This is a genomic window from Citrobacter cronae (assembly GCF_016893685.1).
GTDB classification, from domain to species: Bacteria; Pseudomonadota; Gammaproteobacteria; order Enterobacterales; family Enterobacteriaceae; genus Citrobacter; species Citrobacter werkmanii.
The window spans coordinates 1,532,519-1,532,722 of the sequence record NZ_CP069763.1 but is presented as its reverse complement, the minus strand read 5'-3'; the positions used below and the strand labels follow the sequence as shown (position 1 = coordinate 1,532,722).

Annotated in this window: 1 tRNA gene; it reads right to left on the bottom strand. The window is 47.5% G+C overall.

From position 1 onward, the window contains the following. Window positions 1-118: 118 nt before the first annotated feature. Window positions 119-194: transfer RNA gene (locus tag JSN25_RS22545), tRNA-Ala, on the bottom strand. Window positions 195-204: the final 10 nt, after the last annotated feature.

Below are 204 nucleotides of genomic sequence, written 5' to 3'. Positions count from 1 at the left end.
GAACAGACACAGTGTGTCGTTTCAATTTTCAGCTTGATCCAGATTTTTAAAGAGCAAAACTTCGCAGTGAACCTTTTCAGGTACACTCTGAAGTTTTCTTGGGTTGTTGCAGTAAAGATGGTGGAGCTATGCGGGATCGAACCGCAGACCTCCTGCGTGCAAAGCAGGCGCTCTCCCAGCTGAGCTATAGCCCCATCGTAGTTA